We start from the raw sequence: 23,205 nt of genomic DNA, 5'->3' as shown, positions 1-23,205 counted from the left end.
CTGCTAGCTTTATCCCTGTAAACACTCTCCTATCCCCATACCTGAAAATCTAAACCATCGCCTTAACCAGCGTGTCGATCGCCTCTTTGCCGAAATCTTTGTCCCCGCCACGAGCCAAGCTGTAGGCCTCATCAATAAATAGAGCTCCGCCCAACGATTTTTTGACCAGTTCCTTAGTCTTCTGTGCTGTGTGGCCGATGTATTCCCCCACCAATTCCGCCCGATCGACCTCGATCAGATGACCTTTGGACAACACTCCCAGCTCATGGAGCAACTTGGCGACAATGCGGGCTACCGTTGTTTTGCCCGTTCCGGGGTTGCCTTTGAACACCATGTGATAGACGTGGGCATCGTAATGCAGCCCAGCCTCTGCCCGGTACTGCTTGATCAGCAGCAGCGCGTAGATCTCATAAATCAGCTCTTTAACGTTGTCGAGCCCAATCATTTTATCCAATTGGGTCAGAATGGCTGAGAATTGCCGGGTGGGCGCTTTATCGATTTTGGATAAAGGGGCGGCGTTTGCGGAGGAAGCCGGTTCGGGTGGGTTTAACACAATGCTGATTTGCCGCGAATGGTCGGCGGGACGCCGGTGGATGGTTGCCGTATATCGACCGCTCATATCGGATCACCTCGCGTATTTGGTGTAAGCAGTATACGCAGGAGCCCAGTAAAGGGTGCCGGGACAAGCCGGATTCCTCGCAGCCCTATTGCAGCTTCTCATAGAAGCGCAAGAGATATTTCTATAAGATTGGTGCAGCTCCACTTTATAATAGAACAACAAAAAATAACCGCCATGGGTCTGACCATCCCATGCTAGCGCCGCAACGCGCAACGGGAGAGCGCCTGTAGAATCCATAACGGCTCAAGTATCAAGATCAGCGCTTGACCTCCTACTCGCATACGTCAACTACTAACTGGATTTTATACAGGTAATTCCATCTAATCAGAACAATTTTGTAAAATAAATGGAAAAACTCCAGCTAGTTCAGGCAAAATCTGGCCAATTCATCCATACCTTGATTTTTAACTGTAGGTTATCCAGTTAGCGAAAGCAATATAGCGGACAAGGCAAAAACTAACTACAGAAATTCCATTTAGCATGTCGTGAGATAATTCTATTTTAAGCCAGCATACCTAAACGATCGTAGCCAAAATATTCATAAATCACAATCTACCTATTGTATAAATATTCATTTTATTGTATTATCATTCAAACGCTTGGTGTAAAGCACGTATCTGGTGGACGGGAGTTGAAAAGAATGCAGGAACAAGATCGCTCTCTTATTGCTTTCATTGAGGAGTTGGCGGCCAATACATGGCCTCCGATAGTTCAGCAATCATACGGACCATGGATATTAAGAGCAGCCGAAGGAGTGACCCGCAGAGCAAACAGCGTCTGGACTTGCGGGGAAATGCCTGTTCAGAGAAGCTGGGTTGACGATATTGAATCCTTCTATCGCCAACGCGGTCTTCCGGTATGCTACCATATTAGCCCGGCTTCTCCTGCGGAGCTGGACTACCTTCTCGAGAGCAAACAATATGACAAAGAAATGGTCACTACCGTCATGATCGCGACGACGGAGGAAGTGAAGACCAGTCTGAACGATTCGGTAAACGAACTGACGGTTGGTTATTCCGCTCCGACTGCGGAATGGATCGATGATTTCATTGCTTTCGAGCAATTCTCTGAAACCAGAAAACCGGTATACGAAAAAATCTTTACCGGAATCAGACCCCGGCATCGTTTTGTATCGGTCAAAAATAAGGACAACAAGACGATCGGAGTTGGAACGGCCGTCGTCGAAAGAGGCTGGGCCGGTTTCACGAACGTAGTGATCTCCCCCGCCTACCGCAGGCAAGGGGCGGGCCGCTGTCTAATCCGCTGTCTCACCAAATGGAGCGAACAGAACGGCGCCTCCCGTTTATACTTGCAGGTCGCCGCAAACAACAAGCCTGCCCTCGCCCTCTATGCTCAAGCGGGCTACCAGCCGTTATATCAATACCATTACCGTATTCTCCGCAGCTAAGAAAGCTTTAGATAAGGATTGTATAGAAAAAGGTTAGATAACAGCGGTAAGACTAAACTCACGTAATTTCCAAAAGAACACGAGTTTATGAAGCAGCGGACAGTCCGAGCTTCATCAGCCATTTTTGCAGCGTCCATTTCCCGTACGCCAACGTTTCCCTGGCTTTGTGCCAAGGGATATTCATCACTTTCGAATCGACGGTGTATACCCGCGGTTTATCAAAATCGAGAAATCCGGCCATATCCAGCGCCCGCGCACCGTGGTAATGATGGGTAACAATAATCGCGTGCTTCCAGCCATTCGATTCCATAATTAGCAAGCTGTACTGTAAATTTTGCAGCGTATTCCTGGCTTCAGTCTCCGTCCAAATATCTGTCTCGGGGATGCCCCGCTCTAATAAATAGCGTTTCATCCCTTCCGCCTCCGTCAGCGTCGATCCATTGTCCCCGAGTCCTCCGGACACTAGGATCGCTCCGACCGTTCCTTGCTCGTACAGTTGGATGGCTCCCTCCAGTCTTTCCCTAAGTCCCGGGCTGGGGGCATCATTCCACAGAGCGGCCCCGAGGACGATGGCGGCATCAGCTCTTTCCGCGCTTTGGTTATGCTGGGCCGAGAAAATCATCCACTGCACGTAAAGGGTCCACAGGACAAGCAGTCCGATAAGCGCCCCGGCTGCGGTTAGCCAAAGGCGCTTTTTTGTCATTCTCATGTTTTCCCCCTCGCGCGAAAAATCAGCTTTCACTTTAGCTTTCGTGGATCACAATTTTGTTGATCGTCACGGTCTCTGTAGGAAGACTTGGGTTCCGGTCGATGCCCCCCGGATTCATCTTGACCGGGGTAGCCGCAATGTCCTCCACCGTTTCTATCCCATCAATGACTTTGCCGAATATCGAATAAACAGGGTCCAAATTCAAGCTTTTACTGTCTTCACCGGTGCAAATAAAGAACTGACTGCCGTTCCGGTCTTTTCCCGACTTGGCCATCGCCACGATTCCCGGCTCATAGGAGTAGCCCGATTCCAGCTCGTCCTTGATATAGTAACCAGGAGTCCCTGTACCGGTTCCGGTCGGATCTCCGGTCTGGATCATGAAGGTCTCAATAATCCTATGAAAAGTCACCCCTTCATAAAAACCTTCATTAGCCAAAAACACGAAGTTATTTACCGTATTGGGCGCTTCCTTGGCAAATAATTCAATAGTAAACGAGCCTTTACTCGTGTCAAATTCCGCTTGATACTTTTTATCGGGATCGATGGTCATGGCCGGCGGCTGCGACCATTTCTTGCCTTGATTGTTGGACTCCGTCGGGGCAGGGGAAGCGGCCGGCGGCGGTGTCTGCGGAGTTCCGCCCGTTGTCTCCCCTGCTTGCTTGCTGCCACAGCCTGCAAGAAGCATTGCTGCCAACCCGCAGGCCACAATAATTTTAGTACCTGTGCCAATTATGTTCACTTACGTACACCTCTGAATTGATATTTAGTAGCTGGAATTAGTGTTTGAAATGAGTATTAGAAAAATCACTTCTATGCAATAGCATCAAAAAGTAATTCGTCATTAGTATGTATGTCTTGATGATGTTCCCTTGGCGTTAGTTATCCGCGTTCTCTCCGTCTTCCTCCGTCTCTGGCCCCTCCGGAATCGGATCATCCACCGGGGTCTCCTCCGGCTTCTTCGTCGAAGCCGGGGAAGACGGATCAGGGGCGGGCTCATTCGCCCCTTGATCCGGATCGGGTGTCGGTGATGGACTCGGAGTTACACTGGGATTCGGACTGTGACCCGGGTCGGGAGTATGGCCCGGACTTGGATTTGGTTTGGAACTTGGACTTGGGCTTGGATGTTTATCATCGCCAGGGTCCGGTGATTCGGAAGGATCCGGGGTCGGGCTTGGGGATGGACTCTGCTCCCCGTTCTCATCCGGGATATGAACTTCCACTACGTTCGATTTATCTCCCGCCGTATCCTTTTCCGGATTATAAGCTTCCACATAATATTGATAGCTTTCCCCCGGGAAAGCCGAAATATCGTTCGCTTCCGCAGACTTGACCTGCAACAGGAAGCTGAAGTCAGCCTCCTTCGAGCCTTTCCGGTAAATTTTATAGTCTACATTACCGTCAAGCGGCTGCCAGGACATCCGGACCGTCCGGCTCTTGTCATCATATTGGGCGTTAAAATCCGTTACTGCATCCGGCTTTTCCTCCTCAACCGGCGGTTCTTCCTCTACCTTTGAATTGGGAAAAGGTTTGATCGGATATTTCGACTTGTCCAGCGCTTTGGACATAACCTCCTTGAATATGGCAGCAGGCTGCCCGCTTGAGATGGTCACATAGTGATCTTTGTCCGCTTTATCAAAGCCCATCCAGACCGCAGCCGTCCATTCCGGCGTGTAGCCTGCAAACCATATATCCTTGTCACGCTTATCGACGAATGGATGCTGAGTGGATCCTGTTTTACCCGCTACTGGGCGGTTCATCGCCGCCTTCGCTCCCGTTCCTCCCGGCTCCACTACTTTTTGCATCAAACTCGTCATCGCGCGGGCCGTCGATTCCTTCATGACCCGTTTGCCTTTCTCCCCTTTGAAGGCGGCTATCTCTTTGCCTGCCCGGTCCTTGATGCTGACAATAGCATGTGCCTCGTGCTGAATTCCGTCATTGGCGAAAGCACTGTACGCATGCGCCAGCTCCAGTGGGGAAACTCCATACGTCATTCCGCCGAGCGCAATCGCCAGGTTCCTGTCCTTCTCATCGAAGGTGATGCCCAGACCGCTGGCAAAATTCATCGCATTCTTTAATCCCACTTCATTCAACAGCCAAACGGCTGGCATATTCCAGGAATACTTGATTGCGTCAAACATCGTTACTTCTCCCCGGTATTTACCGCTCAGGTTGTTGGGAGAATAGCCGTTGAACGACATCTTCTCATCCTTCAGCATCGAATACGGGGTGAACTTGCCGGACTCGATAGCTGGAGCAAAGCTGATAATCGGCTTGAACGCAGAGCCCGGCTGCTGCTTGATGACCGCCCGGTTCCATCCTTTGCGCTCATAATCCCGACCACCGATCATCGCCACGATCCCGCCGGTCTCATTATCCAGAATAACCATACTCCCCTGCATGGCCTGAGTTTGTTTATCAGTTTTGGGCTGGAACAGATTATCGTTCTTGAACGTTTCTTCCATAATCGATTGCGCGTTAGCGTTCAGCGTAGTCTGGATCCGATAGCCGCCCAGCAGCAACTCCTCTTCGTCTATCCCATAAAGCTTGTTAGCTTCCAGCAGCACATAATCAATATACGTTGGAAACTTGTTGTCCGTCTGAATTTCCTTAGCCATGGACGGGTCGTAATCAACCTCCTTGGCCTCATTCATTTGCTCCGTTGTAATCAGTCCCTGCTGGTTCATCAGAGTCAGGACGACTCCCCGCCGCTCCTTGGACTTCTCCGGATTATTGATGGGAGAATAGGTGGTCGGCGCTTTCGGCAGGGCAGCCAAAGTGGCGATCTGCCATAGCTCCAGGTCGTTCAAATCCGATATCCCGAAATAGCGGTATGAGGCCAGCTTGATCCCCCACGCTCCGCTGCCAAAATAAATCCGATTGAGGTACATTTCCATTATCTGATCTTTAGTGAAGCGCTCCTCCAAAGCTATCGCAATAGACACCTCGGTAGCTTTCCGGAACACCGTCTTGTCCGCGCTGAGGAACATATTTTTGGCCAACTGCTGAGTAATCGTGCTGCCGCCCTCCACCGCCTTGCGGGCGATGACGTCCTTCACCAAGGCCCGGCCAATAGCCCACAGATCGATTCCGGTATGCTCTGTAAACCTTCTGTCCTCGGTCGCGATAAAAGCACCGGTCACGAGCTTCGGAATGTCATCTTTGGAAACCAGTTCCCGGTTTTCTCGATTATACAGCTTGGCCACCTCGTTACCATCGGCATCCAGAACTACGGATCCTTCGGTAAGCTGCAATTTATTGGCCTGCTCATCCAATATATTTTTCCCCATATAAATAATAATTAAATATCCGGCTAAGGCCACAACTATCGCTAAAGCGGCGGTGACTAAACTAACAGCAGTCATTTTCTTCCAGGTAAAGACGCGTTTCTTCGGTTTAGTTTTTGCTTTTTTCTTCGATGTCACGATTCTCTCCCCCTGATTCTTTACTGAAGTTCGACTTCTCTCTATTTTTGTACTAGTTAACCACCTTCACTTACCTTCTCAAATATATTAACGAAAATGAACCGGTAAAAGTTTCATCCGCCCTAGATAATAGCCTAACATACCTATATGGACGGTCGCCAATCCTCCCGTATCCATTAACCCTTTCCCGACTTTCCTGAATCAATTACTAAATTTTTCCAAGCACTTCCGCAAAGAAGCTATATATGTTGAACTAAAGAATAGCTCTCATTCCGTTCCGAAGGAAAGTGCCTCCGAAGCTTCAAACATCTTGTTTTGTATTCCTTCTATATAGATGGGCCTTCGGATGGTAGGAATACAAAGCCAAAACTCGCCCTGGAAGCATCTTTCTTTCTCCACTTCATGAGCTATTCCTTCATTAGTTCAATTTATATAGTTAAAATAGACTGCGCCTATCTTGCTTATTCAGGGCGTGGGAATGGTTACACCGGCTCTATATGGAAGGGTATATCAAAAGCGGGACGAAAAATTCCGCTAGAAAAAGAACAACCCTTAACCTGGGACAGGTGTAAGGGTATGCTCAAACTTATCATAATCGAAAGACTACTGTCTATCCGAATCCGCTTCGGGTGCAAAGGATACCGATCTCATCGGAGTAAACGTCGAAATCGCATGCTTGTATACCATTTGCTGTCTGCCTTCGCTATCGATAATAATTGTAAAATTATCGAATGCTTTAATCAGTCCGCGAATTTGAAAGCCGTTGGTCAAGTAAACAGTGACGGGCACGCTTTCTTTACGCAACGAGTTGAGAAAATTGTCCTGAATATTAATTGTTTTGTTCATCCATTGGTCCTCCTTCAAATAGTTGGAACAGACAGCCACTTAAACGATCTTGTTCATTAGGTGTTCATTATTCTGTATCAGGAAGTATATTCCGTAGGGGAAATCAACTTTCCTGCTATTATATCATTAATTGTCAGCAAATGTTTAGAAAAATTTGACGTCTCCGAAACATCGACCCAACGGATGTCCTTCATATGTCTGAACCAGGAAAGCTGACGCTTGGCAAAGCGTCTCGTATTGCGCTTAAGCAGCACTATTGCATCTTCCCAAGACAGTTCTCCGCGCAGATAAGCGGTGATTTCCTTATAGCCGAGTCCCTGCATGGAGACGAGATCATCACCGTATCCGAGAAGGCGAAGCCCCTTCACTTCTTCAACGAGGCCCTCCTCGACCATCTGATCGATTCTGTCTTCAATACGTTTATATAGTAACTGCCTGTCCATTGTCAAGCCTATTAAGCAAAGATCATATGGTGATTCTTTACGCTGTCCGGCCAGATGCTGCGACATCGGGATGCCCGTCAAATGGGCGACTTCGAGTGCCCGGATGACTCTCCGATGATCGTTAGGATGCAGCCTCTCCGCAGTCGGCGGATCGATCTGACGAAGCTTATCATGCAAAGCTTGCTCTCCCTTGCTCTTAAGGTAAGCCAGTTGTTCCTCGCGGAAGGCCTCGTCCGAGCCCGCATCGCTGAACTGAAAGCCATAGCATAACGATTCGATATACAATCCGGTTCCTCCAACGATAAAAGGAAGCCTTCCCCGTTCGGAGATCTGCTCGATCAGCGTCCGGGACCTGTCCTGAAATTCCGCAACGGAAAACGGATAATCCGGATCATGAATATCGATCATATGATGAAGAATTCGGCTCCGTTCGTCCTTCGTCGCTTTGGCTGTGCCAATATCCATCCCCCGGTAAACCTGCATGGAATCGCCGGAAATGATTTCGCAGCCGAACGATTCGGCGATCTCCAGGCTCAGCCTTGTTTTGCCTACGGCTGTCGGGCCTACGAGAACGAGCAGCTTCCGTTTGGCAGATTCGTGTGTCACCATGAGATCACTCCATAAGAGATTTTCGAGCTGGAACGTTTTTCGTTAAACCCCAGCCGTTCGAATTCCCGACTTCCCCGAAGCTCCTTCAGGACAACCGCTTTGCGGGCTACCCTGGTGGCCTCTAATATGGTAGAATTCTGCAGCGGAGCGGTATTAGCCACCTCCCGCAGAGGAGACAGATGACTGCTCTCCTGCACCGGCATCCGGAACATCGGATCGAAATAGACGAGATCAAAGCTGTTATCCGGCAGTTCTTTTAAATAAGCTGCATGATCCTGATGCATGACATGAATGCGGCGCATCGCTTCATCCAACTGCGGAATTCCGGAACGGTATGTCTGCAAGCCTTCCTGAAGCAGAACCGCCAGCGCCTGTTCACTCTCCAAAGCGGTCACACCCCCTTCGCTTCCCACCGCGTAGGAGAAGACGATGGAATCCGAAGCCAGACCCGCCGTACAGTCCAGCACCGTGTCTCCCTGCCGGACTCCAGAGGCAAGCAGCAGAGAGTCGGTTTCGCCTTGCAGCAATCTTTTGATTCGAACCAGCGCCATGCTGGGATGAAAAAACAACGGCGTGTCCGAATGGTCGTAATAGTTTAAATCCTTATCCGAGACCGACCAGATCCGCTCATCCCCATATTTAAGCGCCAGCTGCCGTAAAGAATGACGTTCCCGGGGAACCCAGGTCCAGCCGTTCTCTTCGGCAAACCTTCGGGATCGGGCGACAGCGCCCTCCGTAGGGTTATATGAAGTGGTTACAATCATTCCATCACCTAAGTTATTTTCGTTCCTTGCCCCAAAAGTATACTCTATCTTGTCCAAAAAGTATAATCCGGCTCCCTATTTGCAGGAAGCCGGAATGGAAAAGGGCTACATGACCCTTTTAAACATTTTTTCAAGCTCGTATTTGGAGAAGCTGACGACGATCGGCCGCCCGTGCGGGCATGTATACGGAATCCGGCAGGAGGCCAGCCGTTCCAATAATCCTTCGATCTCCGGCCGGCTCAGCGACTGGTTCGCTTTAATGGAAGCTTTGCAGGAACACATCGTAGAAGAAGCTTCCCTCAGCTTGGCGACGTCGATCTGTTTCTTCTCTGCCAATATCCACTCCGCCATCTCTTCAATAATTTCCTTCTCTTCTCCTTCCGGAAACCAGTGAGGATAGGCACGAACGATGAAGCTGTTGCCTCCGAAGCTTTCCAAATAAACGCCGACCTGTTCAAAATAATCGAGCCGCTCCTTAAGCAGCTCGGCCTCCACCGAAGTAAATTCAAGCGTAAGCGGCACAAGCAGCTCCTGGCTCGCCTCCTGGGGCTGACCGAATTTCTCATAATAATATTCGTAATTGATCCGCTCATGAGCGGCATGCTGATCGATCATATACAGGCCGTCTTCATTCTGCGCCAGTATGTAGGTTCCATGCAGCTGCCCGATCGGCGTCAGCCGCGGAAACGCGGGCATGCCCCCGCCTCCGGGCGGCCCAGGCGGGACCAGGCCCGCCAGCGGCTCCGCCCCCGGCCGCGCCCGCCCGGCTCCGCCGCCGAAGCCGGAGCCGCCCTCGCGGCCTGCTGCTGTCGTACGGGGCCTCCCCCCGTACGCGCCAGCAGCCGGCCCCTGCGGAGCGGCCGACCGCGGCGCTGCGCCCGCCTCGGCCCCATGCGCAGCGCCCGCTGCGAAGCTGCGCAGCTCCGCGCCGGACGGCGCTTCCGCAGGCCGCTCGGGCGCGGCCCCGGCGGCACGGGCCGCAGCCGCGTCGGCGTCGCCCGCCGGCACGCCGCGCTGGCCGCCAGCGGTGGCGGCAGCCGAGGCGTCAGCCGCGGGGGCATCGCCAGCGGCGCGGGCAGGCACTGCGGCGGTGCCTGCGGGGCCGGGCGGCTCGTCCGCTCGCAGGCCGACATTCGGCCCGGCGGGACGATGCGCGTCCGCAGCCGCTTCGTCCGCGAAGCGCGGCGCTTCCCCGGCGGCAGCCTGCGCATTCGCCGGCGGCTCAGGCGGCAGCGGTGCCGAGGGAGCAGGCTCGCCGCCGTACCAGGCGAGCTGCTCGTGCACCTTCGCCGGGCGGACCGCCGGCTTCATTCCGCCGGGGATGAGCACCTCCCGCCGCAAAGCGGAGCGCGCCGCAGTCTCGATCAGCTCCGTCAGCTCAGCCTCCTTGCTGAAGCGGACCTCGAGCTTCGACGGGTGGACATTGACGTCAATCAGTCCGGGGTCCATCTCCAGGTGAAGCGCTACTAACGGAAACCGATTGATTGGCAAGAGAGTGTGGTAGCCTTTTAATATAGATTGAGTTAATCCGTAGTTGCGGATGTACCGGCCGTTGATGATCGTCGATATGCCGAGCCTGTTGGCTCTCGTCCACTCCGGGAGAGAAATATAGCCGGATAACGTATAGTCCAGCGTCTCTCCGGAAATCGGCACCATCTTTTTAGCTGCGGAGCTGCCGTAGACTGCCGCAATCACTTGCAGCAAATCCCCATTGCCTAACGTTCTAAGGAGCGAGTTGCCGTTGTGCTTGAGCGAGAAGGCAATGTTCGGGTGCGCCAATGCCAGCCTATACATGAAATCCGAAACATGACCCAGCTCGGTTTGAATGGTTTTCATGTATTTGAGTCGGGCTGGAGTGTTGTAGAACAACTCCTTGACCACAATATCCGTTCCTTTAGAGGCTGCCGCTTCCTCCTCCGTCAGGATCGTGCCGCCCTCCACATGGATTCGCCAACCAAGGCCCGAGGAATCGGTAGCAGTGAGACATTCCACCTTGGCTACGGCGGCGATACTGGGCAGGGCCTCCCCGCGAAAGCCAAGCGAACGAATGCGGAATAAATCTTTTCCATTCGCAATTTTGCTTGTCGCATGACGGAAAAAAGCGGTCCGAGCATCCTCCGCATCCATTCCCGATCCGTTATCCGTCACCCGGATCGATTGAATTCCGCCTTCTTCCAAGCTGACGTCCACCCGGGTGCTGCCCGCGTCAATGGAGTTTTCCACCAACTCTTTGACGACCGAGGAAGGGCGCTCCACCACTTCCCCAGCCGCAATCTGGTTGGCGATATGCTCGTCCAGCAGCCGGATAATTCCCATAGGAATCGGCCTCCTTTCCACCTGATGGCCAGTCTTAACTTTCAAGCGATTCAATTTATATGACTAAGTTCCCTTTGGGGCCGATGAATATCAAGCAGCGGATTCAACATTGAACTTTCCGTTTCCCCGTAACTAGCTTTCTTTTTAAGTGTGGGGAAGTGGTCCGAGACTGCGAAAATACAGTCCTTTACTCACAATTCGTCCCAATACAGCAAATCTGCTGCAATTATACAGTTGAAATCAATCTTTTGAGTCCATATTTCGATTTCCAATGATTTTTACTGCACTTTTGCTGTCGATCCTCGATATCTATTGGATTTTTACCCAATCTGGTGTATTTTTGCAGTCAATCCCATGCAAATCTATACAACCTCGTTCATTTCAGCTATCGGTTTTCGGTTTCGGTTTTCCGCTTTCGACTTTCAGCTTTCACCTTTAGGTTTTCATCTTGCAACTTGCAGCTTTCAGCTTGCCGCTTGCTGCTTTCGCCTTGCAATCTTCGGCTTCCGACTTTAGGCTTCCCGCTATTTACCCGATAAGGAAAGCGTTAATTGTCCGTCTGTATCCGACCATTGAAGACCCGTTACGAATGGCTTAAACGCGTCCAGCTCGATATAGGTCACATCCTCTTTCATCCGCATATCCGTTCCGAGCGCAAAGCTAACCGCCTGTTCGCCAATTTTCATATCGACTGACTGCTGCTCGGAATTCCATTGGATCGTTCCTCCGGCCAGCGAAGCGAGAATCCGGGAATGAACGAACGTTTTACCCTCTTCGCGAAGGACAGGCACTTGACCGGCAAATTCTGTTCCATTGATAACTACCGGTTTGCCTTCCGCTTGGTTAATAGTAATTGCTTGAACACCCGTAGCCTTAAGGGCAGCCAGCAGTTGGGGAATGGCTCCTTCCACCTCGATATCCGGAGTAATTCCAACCCCATTCACCTTGTCAGATTTCGGGGTCAAATATTCTTCAATCGTTATTTTCAGATAGCTGCCATCCGATAGCTCGTAGGAAGCCTGCACACTGCCTTTGCCAAATGTTTTAGCGCCCACAATAGCGGCAGCTTTGCCATGATCCCTCAGCCCAGCCGTTAATATTTCCGAAGCGCTCGCGCTATCTTCATTTACAAGCAGAACGACCGGGTAGCCTACTTCCGAGCCATGGCTGACCTTGACCTCTTCCTTCTCCCCGCTGCTGTCCACGGTGTACAATAGCACCCCGTCTTTAATAAAATGCTTCGCAATCCCTACTGCGGAAGTCAGCAGCCCTCCCGGATTATCCCGCAGATCAATGATCAAAGCCTGGATAGGCTCATCCTTCCATTTGTCCATCACTTGAGCGAACTCGGAGGCGGATTCCGAAGAAAACATACTGAGTCCGATATAGCCGACTCCTCCATCGAGAAGCTCGCTTGTTACGACGGGGAGGGTCACCTTATGGACCGAAGCTTTGATTTGCTTGATCTCTTCGCCGCGGCGGATAGAAAGCTCGACCTCATCTGATTCCTTCTTAGGAATAAGGGCGACCACTTCATCCAGCGACTTGTCCTTCGTTGATTGCCCGTTCACTGCCATGACGTAGTCTCCAGCCAGCAAGCCGACGGCCTCGGCAGGAGAACCGGCGATGATTCTGTCAATCTTTACTCCATGGTCCTCCTTCGTTATTACGATACCCAGTCCGGTATATTGTTGATCAATCGTATTTTGAAATGAGTTCCACTGTTCCGCAGTCATGAAATTAGTATACGGATCATCCAGCGCTTCAATCATCCCTTCAATGGACGCTTCCGAAAGCTTTTTTGTATCCACCCCGCTTACATGCAGCTTTTCCAGCAGTTGAATAACTTCCAGCACCCGAAATTGATTCGCATCCAGCAACATTTGATCCTCGTCTTCCGCGGCATAAACCGGGAGAGAGACCATAAATGTAAGTACAACAGCGAGTATCAGAGCTTTCCAGCGGTAAGTCAGTTTATTCAATTTATATTCCTCCCCTATGAGAAATGAGCCAGGGATTACGTCATAGAGTAACATTGGTATGCCACTTTTAGCCAGATCGACGAAATCCCGTCATCCCTCTGCTATCTTGCTTAATCACTTTCCCGAGATAAGCCCTCCCGCTCTTCCCCTTACTTGACCAGCTTGCTTTTCACCTTTGTTACCTGCTTGATGTAGTTATTGATCAGCATTTTTGCTTTAACTCATATAAAAAGTTCATCGCCTGAAGTGGTGTCATGTTTATTAAGTCCGCATTCTTCAATTGCTCTGCAATTTGCTCTGCCTTGCTGGAAGGTGGACCAGCGCTATAATCCCCGTCATGCTTCGCAGCAGCGTTCGTCCGGGACGAGGCTCGCTGTGGAGCCGCCGTTTTCGGTTCGGCTGCTGAAGCTTCCGCGGCAAAAAAACTTAACTGAACCGCCGATGCGGCCGCTTCCTCCTCGGCCTGCTGAACGGAGGCTCTCGCTTCAAAGCCGCTCAGCAGCGTATAGGACCTCTCGATGATCGACTCGGGAAGCCCGGCGATCTTCGCGCAGTAGATTCCGTAGCTTGTGCTGGCGGCTCCCGGAATCAGCTTGCGCAGGAAGGTCACCTGCTGCCCGCTTTCCTTAACCGCCATACAGTAATTGCGCAGATGCGGCAAACTGTCGTCCAAATGAGCGAGCTCATGAAAATGCGTGGAAACCAGCGTCTTGCACCCGGTCTCATTATGCAGGTATTCGATGACCGCCTGGGCAATCGCCATGCCTTCGCCGGTGGAGGTTCCGCGGCCCAATTCATCGATAATGACCAGACTTCGCTCCGTTGCTTTCTCTGTCATCACTTGAATGTCCATCATCTCGACCATAAAAGTACTCTGCCCGCCAATCAGATCGTCGGCCGCTCCAATCCGCGTGAAGATCCGGTCGATCAACGGGATAGTAGCGCTTTCGGCGGGGATGAAGCTGCCGATTTGCGCCATGATCGTAATGATGGCGACCTGCCGCATATAAGTGCTTTTACCGGCCATATTCGGACCGGTAATGAGCATGATCCGGCCTTCCTCCATTTTCATCCCGGTGTCATTGGCGACGAAGGAGTGATCCTCCAGCACCGCCTCAACGACCGGATGCCTTCCTTCCCGGATAGTCATGTCGCCATCCTCTGCCAGTACCGGACGGCAGAATCTCCGTTCCGCAGCGACGGTGGCCAAAGACTGAAGCACGTCAACATTCGCGACGATTTCGGCCAGGCTTTGCAGTCTTTCGATCTGTGCGGCGATCCGCTCGCGAAGCTGCTGGAACAGATCGTATTCGATGACGACGATTTTCTCCTGCGCCTCGAGAATGAGCGCTTCTTTTTCCTTCAGCTCCGGGGTAATGAACCGCTCGGCGTTCGCCAGCGTCTGTTTGCGCTCATACCTTCCTTCCGGAATCGAAGCCAGGTTGGAGCGAGTCACTTCTATGTAATATCCGAACACTTTGTTGTAGCCAACCTTCAACGACTTGATTCCGGTATTCTCCCGTTCCTGCTGCTCCAGCTCGGCGATCCACTGCTTCCCGTTGCGATCCGCGCTCCGAAGCTGATCGAGATATTCGTGGTAGCCGTCACGAATCAGTCCGCCGTCCCTCACCGAAACAGGCGGCTCTTCAACGAGAGCCTCTTCTATCCATTGCCGGATATCCTGGCAATCGTCCATCTTCCCGACCAGCTTGTTAAGCGTAGCCGAGCCGGAATGGACACAGACCTCGCGCAGCGCCGGCACTTGCCTTAATGAATGCTGCAGCGCGACCAAATCTCTGCCGTTCGCGTTGCCATAACAGATCCTTCCGACCAACCGTTCCAAATCATACACTTCTTTGAGCGCCGAACGTAAATCCTCGCGGACGATGACCTGGTTATGCAGCTCCTCCACTGCCTCCAGACGCTCCTCAATCGGACCGCGCGCAATAAGCGGCTTCTCGATCCAGCGCCGCAGCATCCGGGCGCCCATCGAGGTCACGGTCTGATCGAGCAGCCAGAGAAGCGAGCCTTTCTTGGTGCGCTCGCGAACGGTCTCAACCAATTCCAGATTCCGTCTGGTGAAAGGGTCCATGATCATGAACTGATTCGTCTCATAGCGACGGATGGCGGTAATGTGCGCGAGCGCCCTTTTTTGCGTTTGGCTCAAGTACGCCATAAGGATGGAGACCGCCCTGCGCTCGGCTTGTCCCAGCTCGCTCCAATCCTCTTCCCCGAAGAAAGAGCCCGCGTCAGAAACCGGATCAGCCTCCTTCCACTCCGTAAACAGCGGATTTTTGGCATTGCCGCGGAGCGCTGTCTTGACCTCATCCAACAGAGCCTCTTCTCCTATGACCTCGGACGGAGAATAGACCGACAGCTCGTCCACTAATAAATTCGAGGCTTCGGTAGCGGTCACGTACAGCTCGCCGGTGGACAAGTCGCAAGCCGCAAAAGCAAAGCCTTCGCCGCTGGAAGCCAGACAAGCTATGTAGTTGTTAATTCCTTCCTGCAGACGTTTCCCTTCCATGACTGTTCCCGGAGTAACAATTTTGACAATTTCCCGGCGGACGATTCCTTTGGCTTCATCGGGATTCTCGACCTGCTCACAGATGGCTACCTTAAAGCCCTTGTCTATCAATCGGGCGATATAGCTTTCCGCAGAATGATAGGGAACCCCGCACATGGGAATTCTTTCTTCCGGGCCGCCTCCCCGCCCGGTTAGAGTAAGCTCCAGTTCTCGTGAAGCCACGATGGCGTCTTCGAAAAACATTTCATAGAAATCCCCCAGCCGGAAAAACAGCAGCGCGTCTCCGGCTTCGGCTTTAATCGATAAATATTGCTGCATCATCGGTGTATATTTAGTCATCCTTCAACCCCCAAAACCAAAAAGCGTACACGATTCATTATAGCATGAAAAAGATGAGCACCGCCCGTTTATTTCCTTCGATGCTCCTGCCGGATTGATTTTAATAACCGATCTTATATCAAGAATTGTGACCTAAACTTGGTTCAAGACCTTCTGCGGGGCAACCGGAAGCTTCCAGGCAAGGCGAAAATCGCCGGTGGCGGGAATGTTTCCGCCGAACACGATTTGCTTGAGCGCGTTCAGTTCCTTCCCGTAGACCGAATACCCGGGCAAGCGCTCCAGATCTTTCCAGATTTCGCGGACGATCGACTGCAAATACCGCTTATCCCCTTCATAGAATGCTTTCTGCACATCCGCCCGCTCCAATGGCTCCAGCTTCAAATCGCGGTAATGATCGGCGATACAGCGTGCCAGGCATAGTACGCCTGCAGCCAGACGAGGGGAGTGAAGCCAGCTCGGAAGAGAACGGTACTCGAATCCGCCGTGAGACTTGCGCCGCACATCGCCCAAATATCCGTAGCGGGGGCGTCGGCGACGGGAATTATCGTCCTCCGTCAGCAGCATCGGGAGCGATAAATAGTTATCAAGCAAGCGGATGAAGCGGGAATGAAGCCATACCCCGCTTAGATGAATATGTCCTCCCAACGGAATTCCTCTGACCGGCATCCCTCCCGATGTCCAGACGAGCTCGGGATCGGTAATGATTCCAGCTGCCATCCGCATGCAGCGGCGCAGCTGGAGAACCAGCAGCCTTGGATCGGCCGACGGCTCCGGACGAAGCTCGACCAGCGGCTTAATGGTTCGCTGCCCGCTCAGCACAACGGCATCACAGCCGACCGGCCCTTCCCGATCCATAAACCGGGAGGCGGGCACCATTTGGCCTTCGCGGTTCCGCAGCACGAATTCGGGGTCGGCCCCGAGCAGCACCTCGCTCTTGCTTTCGGCCTCTTGTTCTACCTTGGCCGCGAACTTGTGGATTGCCTCGGCGAACAGCCTCGCCAGGGGCTCCGACAGGCGGGGATTGGGAACCACGTCAACAATGACCGTGCGGCTGTCCGCCGTTACCGCCGCCTTGACCAGCGCATAATCGAGGCCCAAAACATAAACCGCTCTGAGCGAATCCTTGACGGCTCTGCGTACGTGATAACTCCAGGCCCCCCCTTCAAGCTCCCGGTAAGCTGGACGGGAGGAAGCGACCGTTCGGACCCGCAGCGGCTCCACCGCCTTCTTTTCATAAACCGTCAGAGCTTCCAGATGAAACACCGGAATCCAGTACTCATAAATATACAAAGGAAAGCCCGAGGGAGACGAATTAGTTGGATTAGACTGAGGGTGCCGATGAGGCTCATAAGATTGACGAGACGAGTCAAGCCGATGAGAAAACGGCTGTCCACTCGGTGGCCCGGTTTTCAGTCCGTGAAGCCGTAGAGTTTGCTCTCTTTCCTGCCGGTTGGCTGTCCGCAATACCGGCTTTAGCCGATTGAGGGTCCATACGTGGTCCGGCTCCCGAGCCCTGGTTCCCCAACGAATGATGGCCTCGACTCCGCCGCTCTCCGGCAGCTTTTCTCCATGGGGAAGCTTAAGCAGCCTCAACAGAGGCTCCAGTCCGCTCTCCCTTCCATGCAGTACATACACTCCCAAGTTCCCGTCCCTCCTTGCGTCATTGTCCCCATATCCTGACATCTCTGCGATCATTTATTCAGTTACGACAAAGCCCTTTTTTTGCCTTCTTACGGATTAATTTTGGCTCCATCTTGCAATCAGAATGCTTGACGTCCAATCTCCTTCTAGCCAAATGGAAGGATTGAAGTGCAAAAATGCCTCTTAAATCCAACCTTTTTCATGAAATGGGCATTCAAGTGCAAAAGTACCCTCTAAATGGGTGAAATATCGTTTTTTTAAAATCGTGGAAAATAGAGCGCATTTTTACACCTTAATCTTAATAATGGCTAGAACTATAGAATTGGAGTGTATAATTGCACCTTATTTTGTTTTCCTTACCTAACCCCAGGCCACTTGCCATTATATTAAAAGCAAGCACCTTTCACTTCGTATCTTTCTTGTGAAGCCCGTGACACCACAACTTAAAATGAAACCCAGGCTATGACCTGGTAGAACAGAACATGAAGTACCATGAGGCATTTATTTCGTCAAGCACAGATTCCGGTTTTGAGCCTTAATTTTCGTACAAAAGTGACGTGTGGCCCTTCGAAGCGTATTCCGTCCGCCCCTTACAGGGTCGGCGTCTAAACCTTCCTCTAATCGCGGTCGATCTTCCTAGCTTTGCATTGAAAGAGGGTTTAGACACTACTTTGCGGGGAGCCCCGTAAAATCCCCACAAAGTGACGAGTGGCCTTTGAAGCATATTCCGGGTAGCGGGGAGCCCCGGAACTTATAGAAAATGGTAAAAAAGAGGGCTCCCGCCCTCAGCATAAACCAGCTCAGCACATATACTGTTATTAGATCAGGTGAAATCCTTCATAACACGGCTATTGAATCAGTTGTAGTCCTCATCGATGAGGTCAGCGTCCAAATCTTCGTAATCGCCCAGATCGTCGCCGTCGAAGTCAAATGATTTATCAAGGAAGTCCGGGCAGCCATTCGGATTGACGAGAACACATACTTTAGTTTCAGCCACCATTTCAATTTGAAATTCCCGTTCCACTCGAAGAATGACGGAGCTCCCGTCCGCCGATACGGTGGCCTCGACACAGTTCGGCTCCTGGGTCGCCGAAGCTGCAACTTCGGCTGTAGAAGCCCTATGTTTTTTGTCAATGTAAGATAACGGGATCACATCGACATAAGACACCGTTTCTTTGGCTACGTCGGTTTTCGTATTCCGATCATACGAATACCAGATGTTAATATCGTAAGTACCAATGACTTCTACTCCGTCGCTTGCTTTGGCCGCTTCGTATTGATGATTGATAATCCAGGCGCCCAGGATGCTGGTTGGAGCATGAGACGGAGTTACGGTATGGCTCACCTGACTGAATTTACGTCCTTTGCCGCAGACAGCTTTTGTTATGATCTCTCTAAATTGCAGATCTTTATCTGTAATCGACATCGTTTCAACCTCCTCCATACAATCATTCTTTTAAATTGTATGCAGGACATTCGTCTAGGGTGACAAAAATTTTTGAGAATCCCGGGAAGCCAGCCAAACTTGTTCATTCCTTATAGTTATTAGGTTTTTTGCGGCCGCCCTGGCCTTGTCGGACAAGCTTCCGTTTCTTCCTTCGTTTCTTCTCCCTACTTTATAGGAGATGCGACATTAAAGATTCCGGGTTCCCTTCGATCCGCTTAACAAGCGATTGTTCGGCGTTTATCGTCCTTTTTTTATCTTTGTCTGCAAATCTTTGTAAGTTCTTCACAAGGTAGAGATCTAATAGCTTCCGCTCTCTTGTTAGCTTGCAGAAGCATCGGATGATAAAAAAGCACGATGGGTTAGTACTCCGAGGACTTTCCTTAATGCCGCCCTGCTCCCTTATCCATCGGCTGCCTGCCGTAAAGCAGCTTATTTCCCATCCAGGTTCGCATCCTGGCCAGGAGTGAAACGTTCACCCTGCATAGGATTCTGCTAACTTTTCATAAAGGATATGCACATTTTCCGAGACAGCTGACTATATAAATGGCACTAAAGAAAGCGATCATTCCGTTCCGAAGGAAAGTGCCTCCGAAGCTTCAAACATCTAAACTATTTCCCCCAAAAGTGAAGATAGGCTTCGAAGTGATTCCAGGTACTTTTCGGGGACCCCAACCAAACCTAGCTCCTTATTTACTGGATGGGCCTTCGGGTGGTAGGAATACAAAGCCAAAACTCGCCCTGGAAGCATCTTTCTTTCTCCACTCCATGATCTATGATATCTTTAGTGCCGTGTATATAGCTATTCTAACTTTCGCAAATCCTTTAAGGCAGCCGATGAGGCGACGAAGTCCGGCTACAGCCGAATCATTATTTCTTCCTGGCCAGCTGACCTTCTAAATAGGCTACCGCCTGATACATCAAAGTCGCTACAATGGCGATGATGAACAGACTGCCGATCACGAGCGAAAAATTAAACACCTGAAAGCCGTAAATGATCAAGTATCCCAGTCCTTGCTTGGATACGAGAAATTCCCCGACAATCACTCCAATCCAGGCCAAGCCTACATTAACCTTCAAGGTGGAGACGATCGTCGGAAAGGAAGCGGGCAGGATAACCTTGCGGAACACCTGCGTCCGGCTGCCACCGAAGATCCGTACGACTTTCATATAATTCGTATCTACTTCATTGAAGCTGGAATAAATGACCAGAGTCGTCACAATAACCGTAATGGCCAGAGTCATCGCAATAATGGACAGAACGTTGGGGCCCAAACCAACGATAAACAGCGGGCCAAGCGCCACCTTGGGCATACTGTTCAACACTACGATGTACGGATCCAGAACCTTTTGCAGAAAAGGCGACCACCAGATCATGACAGCGAGGATCGTGCCAACCAGCGTCCCGAGAATAAAGCCGACCAATGTCTCCAGCACGGTGACCCCAATGTGGGGGAGCAGACTGCCATCAAGCAGCTTGGAGTACAAAAGATCGATAATTTTGCTTGGATAGCTAAACAGAAGAACATCGATCCATTTATTTCTTCCCGCCACTTCCCATAAGATCAGACTACTGGCCAGAAGGGCTAACTGGGTGAGCAGAACCAGCCATTTCGTTTTCTTCACCTTCGCCCTGTATTGATGAAAGATGGACTCTTTGAGAACGGTCCGCTTAGAATAATGATTATTGACTTGCGTCATTGGCCATCACCACTCTTTCTTTCCTGAGCCTCCAGCTCCTTCCAAATTTGATTGAAGATCGGATGAAATTGCGGCAGCTCTCTGGCCTTGAACGGCGTTTCGTTACGTATGCTGTCCGGAATAACGATTTCTTTACGCAAGATGCCCGGGTTCCGCCCCATGACGAACACCCGGTCACTCATGGCGGTTGCTTCGGAAATATCGTGCGTGACGAGCAGGGCGGTTTTGCCTCTAGCCTTCAATGTCTCGGACAACAAATCCTCCAGCTGCAGCTTAGTCTGATAATCAAGCGCGGAAAACGGTTCATCCAGTAATAGAATATCCGGCTCCGTCACCAGAGTCCGCACTAATGCCACTCGCTGCCTCATTCCTCCAGACAGCTGGGCCGGGTACTGCTCCTTCGTTTCGTACAGTCCCATCTCATCCAGCAGATGAAGAGCGTACTCTTTATTGGGCTTCGTAAGCTGACCGGTCAGTTCCAAGCCGACAAGCACATTTTGGTAGATCGTCCTCCACGGAAATAAATAATCCTGCTGGAGCATATAGCCCACCTTGCCGGACGGGCTGACGACCGGCTCTCCATGGACCTCCACTACTCCTGCCGTCGGTCGAACCAAGCCGGCAATGATCGATAATAGAGTCGTTTTCCCGCAGCCGCTCGGACCGACAAGTCCGACAAACTCTCCCGGCGCAAGTGACATAGTAATCTGTTCAATGGCGAGGGAGGCGCCTCTTTCAGTTACGTATACCTGAGTGATTCCATTCAGACGGACGGCGGCTTTCATTTCGATTCCCCCTTCGCGAAATATCACCTGACTCTCATTCCTGTTCTCACAAGGCTAACAGTTCATGCAGGGACTCTCCCGGCTTGAGCTTAAGGCTCCATAGGGGTGAGCACCTGGCGCAGGCTCCTTTTACCCAACCTCTGCCTGCTTGTCGGTCTCCCTGTCTTCTAGTCTCCTCCTCTTACTTGACGCTCTTTAGCGCCTGCTCAGCAAAGTGATTGTCAACCAATGCTTCCAGCGGTACTCTCTCCTTCAGTTCCCCGGCCTCCTCCATCACATCCAGCAGGTTGTTCCACTCCTCGTCATCAATGATTGGATCACTGGCGAAGCTTCCCTGCTCCTTATACCGCTGCACGACCCGGATCAAGATATCCTTCTCCGTATCCTGGAAGAAGGAAGCCAGCGAGTCCGCAATCGCCTCCACCGGCTGACTGTCCACCCATTTCTGCGCGCGATGAACCGCATTGGTAAACTTTTGCACAACCTCCTTATTCGCATCTATATAGCTTTTCTTGGCCATAAAAACAGTATAGGGCAGACGTCCGCTCTCCACGCCGAAGGAGGCTATGACCGAGCCTTTGCCTTCCTTCTCAAATACCGAGGCCTGCGGCTCGAATAACTGAACATAGTCTCCCGTGCCCGATGCGAAAGCAGTCGGGATGTTGGCAAATTCGACGTTCTGCAGCAGCTTCAAATCGTTATGCGGGTCGATCTCATGCTTCTTCAGCGTAAATTCCCCCGCCATTTGCGGCATTCCGCCTTTGCGTTGTCCGAGAAACGTACTCCCTTTAAGCTGCTCCCATTTAAAGTCCGGGATCGGCTCGCGGGCTACGAGAAAAGTTCCGTCTGTCTGCGTCAGTTGGGCAAAATTCATGACCGGATCGTCGCTGCCCTGCTGATGGACATAAATCGACGTTTCCGAGCCGACCAGAGCTATATCGATCCCTCCAGACAGGAGCGTCGTCATCGTCTTGTCTCCGCCAAACGTAGTGGTCAATTCCACCTCCAGCCCTTCTTCCTCAAAAAAACCTTGTGAAATCGCCACGTATTGGGGAGCATAAAAAATCGAACGGGTTACTTCTCCCAATCGGATTTTCGTCGCTCCGCCGCTTTGCGAGCACGCTGGCAGGACCAGCCCGCACGTCAACAGCAACACAAGGAACGCTAACCATCCGCGTTTGCTAATCATCAATCATGTCGCCTCCCCGCAATCATCGTCTCCTCTATCCTATGCAGCAGCCCAGCAAGAGGTTTAACTCCTGGCTTGAAAAGCTGATTTGTCACAATGATGATTTATGTAGGTGCGGTGCAGCGTAAGTGTAGCACAGCGTAGGGGCAACATAGGTGTGGCGCACGTCGGTGTAGGCGCAGAGTTGACAATCGACTGCAATTCTACATTCCTTTGGGTCGGAATCCGCTCCTTTCAATACATCGACTGCAAACATACAGTAAAATCTTCAGATTAATCCATTTTCAGACCTAAATGGCCGAATCTACTGTATATTTGCAGTGGATCTGTCGAAATGAGATCAAAAGTCACCCATCGACTGTATTTTTGCATTCCTTCATAATATTTGGGCAAAGACCCGCTCTCCCCTCGAAAACTTATAAAGTCGAAAAAAAAACGCCCCGACAGCAGGGCGTTTAATG

15 protein-coding genes and 1 pseudogene are annotated in these 23,205 nt (G+C 51.4%); 1 reads left to right on the top strand and 15 read right to left on the bottom strand.

What is annotated here, in order from left to right:
• Positions 1 to 55 precede the first annotated feature (55 nt).
• Positions 56 to 619, bottom strand: a pseudogene (locus KJS69_RS08895) (AAA family ATPase); the annotation flags it as partial.
• Between the two features lie 640 nt (positions 620 to 1,259).
• Between KJS69_RS08895 and KJS69_RS08890 the strand changes: the two are divergent.
• On the top strand, positions 1,260 to 2,027 hold the full coding sequence (locus tag KJS69_RS08890) for a GNAT family N-acetyltransferase (protein ID WP_213583368.1): 768 nt from the start codon (positions 1,260 to 1,262) through the stop codon (positions 2,025 to 2,027).
• An 85-nt stretch (positions 2,028 to 2,112) separates the two neighbouring features.
• Here the strand turns inward: KJS69_RS08890 and KJS69_RS08885 are convergent, their stop codons facing one another.
• The 14 genes from KJS69_RS08885 to KJS69_RS08820 all read right to left on the bottom strand — a co-directional run bounded on the left by KJS69_RS08885 (position 2,113) and on the right by KJS69_RS08820 (position 22,744).
• Entirely contained in the window at positions 2,113 to 2,736 is a 624-nt protein-coding gene (locus KJS69_RS08885) for a YdcF family protein (protein WP_213583367.1), read from the bottom strand.
• 34 nt (positions 2,737 to 2,770) lie between these two features.
• Positions 2,771 to 3,421, bottom strand: coding sequence for a peptidylprolyl isomerase (locus KJS69_RS08880; protein ID WP_213583629.1), 651 nt, complete (start codon positions 3,419 to 3,421; stop codon positions 2,771 to 2,773).
• A gap of 190 nt (positions 3,422 to 3,611) precedes the next feature.
• Positions 3,612 to 6,158, bottom strand: coding sequence for a transglycosylase domain-containing protein (locus tag KJS69_RS08875; RefSeq protein WP_213583366.1), 2,547 nt, complete (start codon positions 6,156 to 6,158; stop codon positions 3,612 to 3,614).
• A 603-nt stretch (positions 6,159 to 6,761) separates the two neighbouring features.
• Positions 6,762 to 7,004, bottom strand: a complete 243-nt coding sequence (gene hfq, locus KJS69_RS08870; RefSeq protein WP_213583365.1) for an RNA chaperone Hfq — start codon at positions 7,002 to 7,004, stop codon at positions 6,762 to 6,764.
• A gap of 77 nt (positions 7,005 to 7,081) precedes the next feature.
• Positions 7,082 to 8,056 (bottom strand): tRNA (adenosine(37)-N6)-dimethylallyltransferase MiaA, encoded by a 975-nt coding sequence (gene miaA / locus KJS69_RS08865; RefSeq protein WP_213583364.1) that lies wholly within the window; start codon positions 8,054 to 8,056, stop codon positions 7,082 to 7,084.
• Positions 8,050 to 8,820, bottom strand: coding sequence for a class I SAM-dependent methyltransferase (locus KJS69_RS08860; RefSeq protein WP_213583363.1), 771 nt, complete (start codon positions 8,818 to 8,820; stop codon positions 8,050 to 8,052). The genes miaA and KJS69_RS08860 overlap by 7 nt, the downstream gene beginning before the upstream one ends.
• Before the next feature lie 105 nt (positions 8,821 to 8,925).
• Positions 8,926 to 11,136, bottom strand: a complete 2,211-nt coding sequence (gene mutL, locus KJS69_RS08855; RefSeq protein ID WP_213583362.1) for a DNA mismatch repair endonuclease MutL — start codon at positions 11,134 to 11,136, stop codon at positions 8,926 to 8,928.
• Between the two features lie 524 nt (positions 11,137 to 11,660).
• On the bottom strand, positions 11,661 to 13,118 hold the full coding sequence (locus KJS69_RS08850) for a S41 family peptidase (RefSeq protein WP_213583361.1): 1,458 nt from the start codon (positions 13,116 to 13,118) through the stop codon (positions 11,661 to 11,663).
• A gap of 202 nt (positions 13,119 to 13,320) precedes the next feature.
• A complete protein-coding gene (mutS, locus tag KJS69_RS08845) occupies positions 13,321 to 15,984 on the bottom strand; it encodes a DNA mismatch repair protein MutS (protein ID WP_213583360.1) in 2,664 nt (887 codons plus the stop codon).
• A gap of 132 nt (positions 15,985 to 16,116) precedes the next feature.
• Entirely contained in the window at positions 16,117 to 17,619 is a 1,503-nt protein-coding gene (locus tag KJS69_RS08840) for a putative amidoligase domain-containing protein (RefSeq protein ID WP_249730456.1), read from the bottom strand.
• Positions 17,620 to 18,481: 862 nt separating this feature from the next.
• Positions 18,482 to 19,051, bottom strand: coding sequence for an outer spore coat protein CotE (locus KJS69_RS08835; protein WP_213583358.1), 570 nt, complete (start codon positions 19,049 to 19,051; stop codon positions 18,482 to 18,484).
• A gap of 888 nt (positions 19,052 to 19,939) precedes the next feature.
• The gene (locus KJS69_RS08830; RefSeq protein WP_213583357.1) at positions 19,940 to 20,770 is read right to left on the bottom strand and encodes an ABC transporter permease; all 831 of its coding nucleotides are present in this window, start codon (positions 20,768 to 20,770) and stop codon (positions 19,940 to 19,942) included.
• Complete coding sequence (locus KJS69_RS08825) at positions 20,767 to 21,555, bottom strand: ABC transporter ATP-binding protein (RefSeq protein WP_213583356.1); 789 nt, start codon at positions 21,553 to 21,555, stop codon at positions 20,767 to 20,769. Before KJS69_RS08825 ends, KJS69_RS08830 begins: the two co-directional genes overlap by 4 nt.
• A 181-nt stretch (positions 21,556 to 21,736) precedes the next feature.
• Positions 21,737 to 22,744 carry an ABC transporter substrate-binding protein gene (locus KJS69_RS08820; protein ID WP_213583628.1) on the bottom strand — a complete coding sequence of 336 codons (1,008 nt, stop codon included), beginning with the start codon at positions 22,742 to 22,744 and terminating at the stop codon, positions 21,737 to 21,739.
• Positions 22,745 to 23,205 lie beyond the last annotated feature (461 nt).

It is taken from the genome of Paenibacillus sp. J2TS4 (genome assembly GCF_018403245.1).
In the GTDB taxonomy this organism is placed as follows: Bacteria; Bacillota; Bacilli; order Paenibacillales; family NBRC-103111; genus Paenibacillus_L.
This window is presented reverse-complemented; position numbering and strand designations above follow the sequence as displayed.

Coding starts and splice junctions, on each gene's coding strand:
- KJS69_RS08890 (WP_213583368.1), top strand. CDS start 1,260: ATGCAGGAACAAGATCGCTCTCTTATTGCTTTCATTGAGGAGTTGGCG.
- KJS69_RS08885 (WP_213583367.1), bottom strand. CDS start 2,736: ATGAGAATGACAAAAAAGCGCCTTTGGCTAACCGCAGCCGGGGCGCTT.
- KJS69_RS08880 (WP_213583629.1), bottom strand. CDS start 3,421: ATGCTTCTTGCAGGCTGTGGCAGCAAGCAAGCAGGGGAGACAACGGGC.
- hfq (WP_213583365.1), bottom strand. CDS start 7,004: ATGAACAAAACAATTAATATTCAGGACAATTTTCTCAACTCGTTGCGT.
- miaA (WP_213583364.1), bottom strand. CDS start 8,056: ATGGTGACACACGAATCTGCCAAACGGAAGCTGCTCGTTCTCGTAGGC.
- KJS69_RS08860 (WP_213583363.1), bottom strand. CDS start 8,820: ATGATTGTAACCACTTCATATAACCCTACGGAGGGCGCTGTCGCCCGA.
- mutL (WP_213583362.1), bottom strand. CDS start 11,136: ATGGGAATTATCCGGCTGCTGGACGAGCATATCGCCAACCAGATTGCG.
- mutS (WP_213583360.1), bottom strand. CDS start 15,984: ATGACTAAATATACACCGATGATGCAGCAATATTTATCGATTAAAGCC.
- KJS69_RS08835 (WP_213583358.1), bottom strand. CDS start 19,051: ATGTCGATTACAGATAAAGATCTGCAATTTAGAGAGATCATAACAAAA.
- KJS69_RS08830 (WP_213583357.1), bottom strand. CDS start 20,770: ATGACGCAAGTCAATAATCATTATTCTAAGCGGACCGTTCTCAAAGAG.
- KJS69_RS08825 (WP_213583356.1), bottom strand. CDS start 21,555: ATGAAAGCCGCCGTCCGTCTGAATGGAATCACTCAGGTATACGTAACT.
- KJS69_RS08820 (WP_213583628.1), bottom strand. CDS start 22,744: ATGATTAGCAAACGCGGATGGTTAGCGTTCCTTGTGTTGCTGTTGACG.